This window comes from Sulfitobacter sp. CW3, assembly GCF_019392245.1.
GTDB lineage: Bacteria > Pseudomonadota > Alphaproteobacteria > Rhodobacterales > Rhodobacteraceae > Sulfitobacter.
In genome coordinates this window covers 1-280 of the sequence record NZ_JAHXRL010000131.1, presented here as the reverse complement: position 1 = coordinate 280, position 280 = coordinate 1, and the positions used below count along the sequence as shown (strand labels likewise).

Here is a 280-nt window from a genome sequence, read left to right as displayed (position 1 = left end):
CAACTCCAGCAGCGCAAACTCCTTGGCCGTAAGATCTATGCGTTTTCCTCCTCTAATCGCCCGGCGCTTGAGCAGATCAACCTCAAGATCGGCCAGTTTCATATGGGTTTGCGCGGGAGCGCTATAGCCGCGACGCAACAACGTTCTGACCCGAGCCAGCAACTCAGAAAAAGCGAAGGGCTTGATCAGGTAGTCATCGGCTCCAAGTTCAAGTCCCTTGACACGATCTTCGATGCTGTCTCGCGCCGTCAGGAAAAGTACCGGCACATCTTTACCTGAC

1 protein-coding gene is annotated in these 280 nt (G+C 54.3%); it reads right to left on the bottom strand.

Features of this window, described 5'->3' with window-relative positions; all coding sequences use genetic code 11:
• On the bottom strand, window positions 1-280 hold a 280-nt coding region (locus tag KZZ06_RS20490; protein WP_219581817.1), incomplete at both ends, for a response regulator.